Raw genomic sequence first — 8106 nt, 5'->3', positions numbered from 1 at the left:
GGCTCGGCGGGCTCACCGGCGACGTGTACGGCGCGCTGAACGAGCTGCTGGAGGTTGTGCTGCTGCTAGTGTTATTGCTGCTCCAGCACAATTTAATGTAAGCTCCACGGGGGGAACCTTGAGTAGTTTGCTGTAGGTAGCTCCACGGATGAACCTTGAGTAGTTTGCAGTAACTCCGCAGATGAACCTTGAGCTGGTTTGCTGTAGGTGGTACTACGGATGAGCCTTGAGTAGTTTGCTGTAGGTAGCACTATGGGCGAACATTGAGTAGTTTGCAGTAACTCCGCAGATGAACCTTGAGCTAGTTTGCTGTAGGAGCTCCACGGTGAACCTTGAGTACAATTTGTTATGAGTAACCTTTGCGTTTTTATGAGATAGATAGGGAAGAGGGATGACATGTTATTTGCCATTCTGCTGTTTATAATTGCTGGGCTTGCTGAGATCGGTGGCGGATATTTAGTATGGTTATGGTTGAGAGAATCACGGCCACTTTGGTACGGTTTAGTGGGGTCCTTGATTCTGATAGCGTATGGGATTATCCCTACGTTGCAGAAATTCCCTTCCTTCGGCAGAGTGTATGCGGCTTACGGTGGGGTGTTTATCGTACTCGCGGTCTTATGGGGATGGCTTGTAGACAAGAAGACACCAGACGTATACGACTGGGTCGGAGCTGTTATTTGTGTGATCGGTGTTTCGGTCATCCTCTGGGCACCGCGGCACTAGGTTGAGTGAGGGTTACATAGCCATAAAAGCTGAAAAACACTGAGTATCCTAGTTTTTACTAGGTGAGTAACTTGACTCCGGACTCAGGAGGCCTTATTTGCGATAAAAGGGTTATTTTGGAGCTTTTTCGGACACCAGAGGCGCTATTTGAACAAAATAGGCTGAGTCTGGGTTGATTATGAGGCAATAGCGTCTCTCGAGTCCGAAAAAGCCTCCAAATGGCGGTTTTTCGAGTAATAGCGGCATCTGAGTCCGCAAGCCAGCAGCAAATGGTGTGTTGAGTCTAAGTGAGAGCTTCGCGCAAGCTAGCGCATGTAGCCGATTCTATTGCTGTAGGTAGCATCCACGGAGGGACTTGGAGTAATTTACTGTAGGTAGCATCGACGGATGAACTTTGAGTAATTTGCAGTAGGTAGCGCCACGGAGGCACTTTGAGTAATTTGCAGTAGGTAGCGCCACGGAGGAACTTTGAGTAATTTGCTGTAAGTAACTTGGCTCCGGACTCAGGAGACTTTATTTGCGAAAAAAAGGGTTATTTTGGAGCGTTTTCGGACACCAGAGGCGCTATTTGAGCGAAATAGGCTGAGTCTGGGTTGATTATGAGGCAATAGCGTCTCTCGAGTCCGAAAAAGCCTCCAAATGGCGGTTTTTCGAGTAATAGCGACATCTGAGTCCGCAAGCCAGCAGCGCATGACGCGCCGAGTCTAAATGAGAGTATCGCGCAAGCCAGCAGCGCATGACGCACCGAGTCTAAATGAGAGTATCGCGCAAGCCAGCAGCACATGACGCACCGAGTCTAAATGAGAGTATCGCGCAAGCCAGCGGCAAATGACGCCCGAGTCTAAGCGAGACCTCCGCAAGCGCTAGCGAGCCATTGTAAACTAAAAACCCCTGTTCAACACTTTCGTGTGAACGGGGGTTTTTGGTTTACAAGCGTTAAATCTTAAATTGCTGCACAGCTTCTTGGAGTTTCTTGGCTTGCTCGTATAGATGTTTAACGGTTTCTGCATGGCCTTCCAGTTCGACGCGCTGCCGCTCTGAGTTAGCAGCGAGTGTGTCCGCACTTTCTTGCGATCTGGATGTAATTTGTGCAGTTTCTTCGACGGAAGCGCTGACTTCTTCTGTACTTGCCGAGATTTGCTGTGTAGCCGCAGATACGGATTGGATGCTGTGATTGATGCTTTGGATAAGAATCAGGAGGTGATTAAAGGCATCACCTGCTTCTGCTACTTTGCCGACTCCAGAGGCAACCTCAGAATTCACATGGTTCATCTCGGTAACGGAGCGGCTCATATCTTCCTGAAGTCCAAGTAGGAAGTCACGGATCTGTTCGTTTGCGTTACGGGATTGTTCAGACAGCTTGCGCACTTCTCCAGCAACAACAGCAAAGCCGCGTCCATGCTCTCCTGCGCGTGCAGCTTCAATTGAAGCATTCAGCGACAGCATTTGGATCTGCTTCGTAATTTCAGTAATACTGTGAACGACTTCTCCGATCATTACTGAACGCTCATTCATGATTTGTAACTGATCCAGTGACTGTAGGGAAGCACGTTCAACCTGGCGCATTTGCAGCACAGCGCTTTGAGCAATTTCATTACCGCCACTTGCTTCAGCGGAAGCCTCACTGATTTGCTCCGTGACTTCATTCGCTGCTGAGGCAATACTTTGAATGCCTAAATTGATTTCTTCCATTGCTCTCGAGTTATCTGATGCACTGCTAGCGATAGTCGTACTACCTTTGCCGATTTCTACTACCGATGAGCTGGAGTGTTCTGCCATATCATTGAGAACCTCAACACGTTCTTTTAAAGAGTTGGAATCTGCAACGACAGTATTAGAGGTTACCAGTACATGTCCGATCATTTCTTTCAGGCGTTGGGTCATCGCTTGGAAGCTTACGGACAACTGTGCAACTTCGTCATTTCCTTTAATTGATAATTCTTCGGTGAAATCTCCCTCTGCGAGCCGGGCACTATAAGCTGCCAGTTTTGAGATTGGACGTGTTATACGCACACTCATAAACCATGCACCAGTTAGGCCGATGATCAACGTCAGAAGTGTGATGCCGGCACTTGTCCATAGAATGCTGTCTGTTTTTTCTTGAATGAAGCTTACGTCACTGCTTACACCGATGATCATCGTACTTCCGGGAATACCGATATAAGCTGTTTTATGTATACCATGCGCGTCGCTATATGTATCGCTTAGTCCAGTTTTTCCTTTAGAGGCTTGTTGCATTGCAGAGGATACGGTGACACTTTCTGCCCGTTGCAATTTTGCATCGTGATCTGCGGATAGAATCTCAGCTTCTTTCCCTTTCAGATTGACCAGAAAAATGGTTTCCACTCCATGTTGTTTCCTCTTTTCCTGAAAATAGAACTCGAGATTGGTGGCAGACTGATCGTTCTTATTTAGGGTTTGCTGGGCGTGCATTACGTTGAGATTCTTATATACGTCCTGAGCAGCGGCAGTAAGGATTTTGTTAATCTGCGGCATAACATAGCTGTTGAAGATACTGATAGAGATAAAATAGAAGCTGGTGCTTAACAAAAGAGACGTGAGCAACAGAACAACAAATAATAAACGCGTAAATTTGCGACTGATCGAATGCTTGATACGAAACATATCGTTCTCTCCTTTTTTTATGGACGGTGAGGTCATTTCTTTTTTGGTCTTCACTAGATACTCCATGCCAACTGCTGGAAATTGGCGACCCGAGATATATTCCATAGTTATGTCATATTTCTACTAAATGGATCGGGAATAAGGTGTTTGATACTATTCTATAGAATTAACCTCTGGATGAATAGTGAAAGTTTTGTCCTATAGAGCATTTTTTTCTGAAAAAAATGAATTATTGCTGACTATTTTAGATAATTGTCGAAAAAAAAGAACTGGAACTACCAATTTCATATAAAAATATTATTTTTATGGATTGTTTAGCGCTATTGTGATAGAGTATTAATGTTTTGTTCCGAAAATTTAATATTGTAAGCCGCGGTTCGTAACCATCCCGCGTAAACAAAACTAGGAGGAATTTCAGTAATATGTTTAATTTGCTGTGGGGAGTTTTATTTGTTATTGTCAATTTTGCTTTTTTTCTGCTCTGTTACCGCCTGTTCGGGAAAAGTGGAATGTATGCCTGGGTAGGTATTGCTACTGTAATTGCTAACATTCAGGTAGCTAAGACGATTGCTATGCCATTTGATATTGTGATGACACTCGGAAATACGATGTATGTCACTTTATATATGACCAGCGATTTACTTAATGAGAAGTACGGAAGAGCGGAAGCGCGTAAAGCGGTCTGGTTTGGTTTCTTCACCTTGCTTATGACTACAGTCATTATGCAGATGGTACTAGTATTTAAGCCGCAGGAGACCGATATCGCTCAGTCTTCTTTGGAGACGATTTTTGGGCTGATGCCTCGACTAGCTTTGGGTAGTCTTACTGCTTACTTCATTAGTCAGTTCCTAGATGTTCGGTTGTACTCTTGGATTCGTAAATATTACAGCACCTCAAGTCAGCTGTGGATTCGTTCCAACGGCAGTACGATGATTAGCTCCTTTGTGGATACACTTATCTTCTGCACCATTGCGTTTGCGGGCTTGTATGACTGGAATGTATGGCTTGAAATTTTGCTTACAACTTATCTAGCGAAGTTCTTACTAACCGCAGTAAGCACACCTATCTTATATATCGCCCGAACCTTTACTTTTGCTGAAGAGGGTACACCATCATCTGTTCAAAAGAAGGACTAAACAACAATACAGCCAGCGCGTACCGATCATAATCGATACGTGCTGGCTATTTTTTTAGTTGTAGGATGGACTTAATAGTTACATGAAAATGTGTACATAAAAATAATATAAAGCTAAAATAAGCTATCGTAGCAATTCTAGCGGATTAGTTTAACAGGAGCGCCTGCGATGGCGCTTATCACATATCCTTTGGTCTGGGCTGGACTTGCGGGGCAGTCCGATTGAAGAGAATGTATATAATCGGTAGTCACAGAAATTACGAACAGGTGTGATCAAGGATGAATCTAGTAGTGCCTATACTGCGTCATGCAGCACAGCAGCCCGACAGCATTGCCTTAACCCATGACCAAGCAAGTCATACCTATGCCACATTAGTAGAAACGATGCGGAGAATCGCGAATGGCTTACAGCAAAAGGGTCTGAGGCATGACAAAATCGCGATTTTATCTACGAATCGTATTGAATTTGTTGAGGTTTTTTTGGGGGCGATTTATGCGGGCTGTGTTCCCATTCCCTTAGATCCCAAATGGAGTGCTAATGAACTGCAGGTTATTATAGAACAGTGCCAGCCGACAATGATTTTTGCCGAGCCGGAAACCGCAAAGAATCTGGTCTTCAAGGATCAAGCGATCCCAACACTGGCCTTCTCAAATGAACGAACAGGTTCCTATGATCAGTGGCTGGCTGCCCTGAAGCCGGAGGCTGAGTTGGATGAGACGAATGAATTATTATTTATTGGCTTTACTTCAGGCACAACCGGGTTGCCCAAAGGTTATATGCGTACCCATTTATCATGGTTAAAAAGCTTTGAGGTCTCGAATATAGCTTTTGAATTGGAAGCTATGAAGGATGTTTTGGCACCAGGTCCATTTGTGCATTCCCTATCTTTATTCGCCGTTATGCAGAGTCTATATGGTGGAGCAACTTTTCATATCACACAAAAATTTAGTGCCACGCAGGTGTTAGAGCTGTGCCGGCAAATTCCGGGTGTGGTGCTGTTCGTCGTACCAACAATGATCGAATCCATGATGCAGCAGGCTGTACCTGGGCAGATACAGATGGATGCGATTATTAGCTCAGGTGCAAAGTGGTCGGAGTTGTCCAAGAAAAGGGGCAGGGAAGTGTTTGGTGGAGCGCGTCTTTATGAATCCTACGGTTCTTCAGAAGCGAGCTATATTAGTTATTTGGATGTTCTGACCGAGCATAATCCGACCTCTGTAGGCCAACCTTATCCCGGGGTGCAAATTTCCATTCGTGATGAACAGTTCCGGGAAGTCCCTCCTGGGGAGATTGGGCAGCTATATGTGCGTAGTGATATGATATTTTTAGGCTACCATCAATTGCCGAATGAGACAGCAGCAGCTTTTAGAGAGGGATGGCTTGTTTTAGAAGACTATGTTTATCAGGATGAAGCTGGTTATTTATATATGGCGGGACGTTTGAAGAATAAAATCATATCCGGAGGCCTGAACGTTTATCCAGAAGAAATAGAGAGGGTGCTGGAGTTTCTTCCGGAAATAGATGAAGTGATGGTGCTTGGCGTGCCTGACGATTACTGGGGAGAACAGCTGATAGCCCTCGTGAAGTGGAGCGGAGAGCAGCACTTATCTGTCGACGAAATTAAGAATTATTGCCGCCAGTATTTAGCGAGCTACAAAGCGCCGAAGCAGCTGCTAACCCTGGATGAATTTATCTATACAAGCAGCGGCAAAATTGCCCGGCAAGCGATGAAAGACTATGTGAAAAGAGCGATGGTATGATAGAAGCAGTAATTGTCATGGCAAAACGTACACCGATTGGCAGAATGGGTGGCTTATTAAGTACACTTGAGCCGGAAGCATTACTGGCGCCGCTTATTCAGCATATTGTAGCCGAAACGAACTTGCCTAAAGAACTGATCGATGATGTCATTATTGGGAATGTTGTGGGCCCAGGAGGTAATATTGCCCGGGTAGCTGCGCTTGAAGCGGGGCTGCCTGTTTCGGTTCCGGGCGTCACCGTGGATCGTCAGTGCGGATCTGGGCTAGAGGCTATTAATATAGCAGCAAGACTGATTCAAAGCGGCGCTGGTGAGATTTATTTAGCGGGTGGTGTCGAAAGTACGAGCCGTGCTCCATGGAAAATGGCTAAACCACAGACGTTAATGGGGGTTCCACAGCTGTATACCCGTGCACATTTTACGCCTAGCTCTTACGGTGATCCGGATATGGGAATTGCTGCAGAGAATGTAGCAAGGAAATACGGGATTTCTCGAGAAGAGCAGGATCAATATGCCTTAAAAAGCCATCAAAAGGCGGTTTATGCGCAGCAAAGTGACCGGTTTCGGCAGGAGATAGTACCTCTTCAGGTAGAGGGGCAGTGGGTGAGCACCGACGAATGTCCTCGGGCAAATACGAGTCTGGACAAGCTGCAAAAGCTGCCGCCAATTTTTGAAGAAAAGGGTACCGTCACTGCTGGAAATGCCTGTCCTATTAATGATGGCGCAGCGCTTCTATTAATGATGTCTCGGGAGAAATGCCAGCAGCTTAAGCTGAAGCCTATTTTACGGGTCGTGGATGCGCAAGCTGCGGGTGTAGATCCGAACTATTTAGGGATGGGGCCTGTACCAGCTGTGCAAAAGGTGTTAAAACGCCAAAAGCTTACCGTTGCCGATTTAGATATCGTAGAGTTTAACGAGGCTTTTGCTTCACAAGTATTGGCTTCACTGAATGAGCTTCAAATTCCACAGGAAAAGGTCAATCTTGGCGGGGGTGCTTTAGCAATAGGCCATCCATACGGAGCTTCCGGGGCTATTTTAATGACTCGGTTATGTGCTGAAATGCAAAAAGCTCCTTACCAACGAGGGCTTGCTACTCTGGGAATCGGCGGCGGGATAGGTCTGGCAACACTCGTGGAGGTTATAGAATGAACAGTGTCCGACATCAGATCCATATGACGGCTGATTGGATTTCGGACTACGCACAGAGTATCGAAGCACCCATGCAGACGATAAATGGAAAGCTGATTGCTCCTGCGACGATGCCTATTATTTTCTGGCAAAACTTCGATATTCCATGGTTAATCATCGGTGAACCCTTGCTTCACGGCACTCAGAAATTTTCATATCAGGCTCCGATTACGGCGGGGATGATTTTGGATTGTGAATTAGCGTTAACGGGTGAGGTGCAAAAAGAAGGCAGACAGGGTAAACTGACTTTTTACACACATACGCTGGTTTGTAGGTGTGAGGGTGAGCTTATAGTCACCGCAGAAACGGTGTTAATTCGGGTAGGTGATGATCATGATAAAAAAGTGCGTAACAGCTGAAGCTATCCGGCAATATGCAGCTGCTTCTCAAGATTTGGCGCCTATACATCTAGATGCAGAGGCCGCAGTCAAGGCTGGTTTGGAGCGACCCATCGCACATGGGATGTATCTTATGGGATTAGCCCAATCCTTGTACATTGCTGAGCACCCTACACAGTGGATCACTCAATATGATATGAAATTTCATAAGCCTATAGAGGTCGATAGTGTCGTGATTTTTGATTTTGCAGCTGACGACTGCTTTGTGAAAGTGATCCTTACAACAGAAGCTGGCGATGTTATTGCTGCGGGAGCTTTTGCAGTGAAAGAGGTGTAG

General features: G+C 45.7%; 7 protein-coding genes and 1 riboswitch. Of the genes, 6 read left to right on the top strand and 1 reads right to left on the bottom strand.

Translation table 11 applies throughout. The annotated features are described in order from the left end of the window. Positions 1 to 396 precede the first annotated feature (396 nt). The gene (locus MHH60_RS06565) at positions 397 to 723 is read left to right on the top strand and encodes a YnfA family protein (protein WP_076128128.1); all 327 of its coding nucleotides are present in this window, start codon (positions 397 to 399) and stop codon (positions 721 to 723) included. Between the two features lie 936 nt (positions 724 to 1659). On the opposite strand, the gene MHH60_RS06560 is transcribed toward MHH60_RS06565, so the two are convergent. After that, entirely contained in the window at positions 1660 to 3348 is a 1689-nt protein-coding gene (locus MHH60_RS06560) for a methyl-accepting chemotaxis protein (protein ID WP_076104820.1), read from the bottom strand. A gap of 366 nt (positions 3349 to 3714) precedes the next feature. Continuing rightward, a riboswitch (PreQ1 riboswitch) is annotated at positions 3715 to 3760 on the top strand. Positions 3761 to 3770: 10 nt separating this feature from the next. Between MHH60_RS06560 and MHH60_RS06555 the strand changes: the two genes are divergently transcribed. From MHH60_RS06555 to MHH60_RS06535, 5 genes are all read left to right on the top strand, one after another. Continuing rightward, positions 3771 to 4484, top strand: coding sequence for a queuosine precursor transporter (locus tag MHH60_RS06555; protein WP_076104819.1), 714 nt, complete (start codon positions 3771 to 3773; stop codon positions 4482 to 4484). A gap of 278 nt (positions 4485 to 4762) precedes the next feature. Next, positions 4763 to 6244 (top strand): AMP-binding protein, encoded by a 1482-nt coding sequence (locus MHH60_RS06550; protein ID WP_076137509.1) that lies wholly within the window; start codon positions 4763 to 4765, stop codon positions 6242 to 6244. Continuing rightward, positions 6241 to 7392, top strand: a complete 1152-nt coding sequence (locus MHH60_RS06545) for a thiolase family protein (protein ID WP_076137507.1) — start codon at positions 6241 to 6243, stop codon at positions 7390 to 7392. Before MHH60_RS06550 ends, MHH60_RS06545 begins: the two co-directional genes overlap by 4 nt. Further along, complete coding sequence (locus MHH60_RS06540; RefSeq protein WP_076137506.1) at positions 7389 to 7790, top strand: FAS1-like dehydratase domain-containing protein; 402 nt, start codon at positions 7389 to 7391, stop codon at positions 7788 to 7790. Before MHH60_RS06545 ends, MHH60_RS06540 begins: the two co-directional genes overlap by 4 nt. Further along, entirely contained in the window at positions 7765 to 8106 is a 342-nt protein-coding gene (locus MHH60_RS06535; protein WP_076137504.1) for a MaoC family dehydratase, read from the top strand. Before MHH60_RS06540 ends, MHH60_RS06535 begins: the two co-directional genes overlap by 26 nt.

The organism is Paenibacillus sp. FSL H7-0716 (assembly GCF_038002705.1).
GTDB lineage: Bacteria > Bacillota > Bacilli > Paenibacillales > Paenibacillaceae > Paenibacillus_AQ > Paenibacillus_AQ odorifer.
The sequence above is the reverse complement of the archived record's forward strand: the minus strand, read 5'-3'. Positions and strand labels throughout refer to the sequence as shown.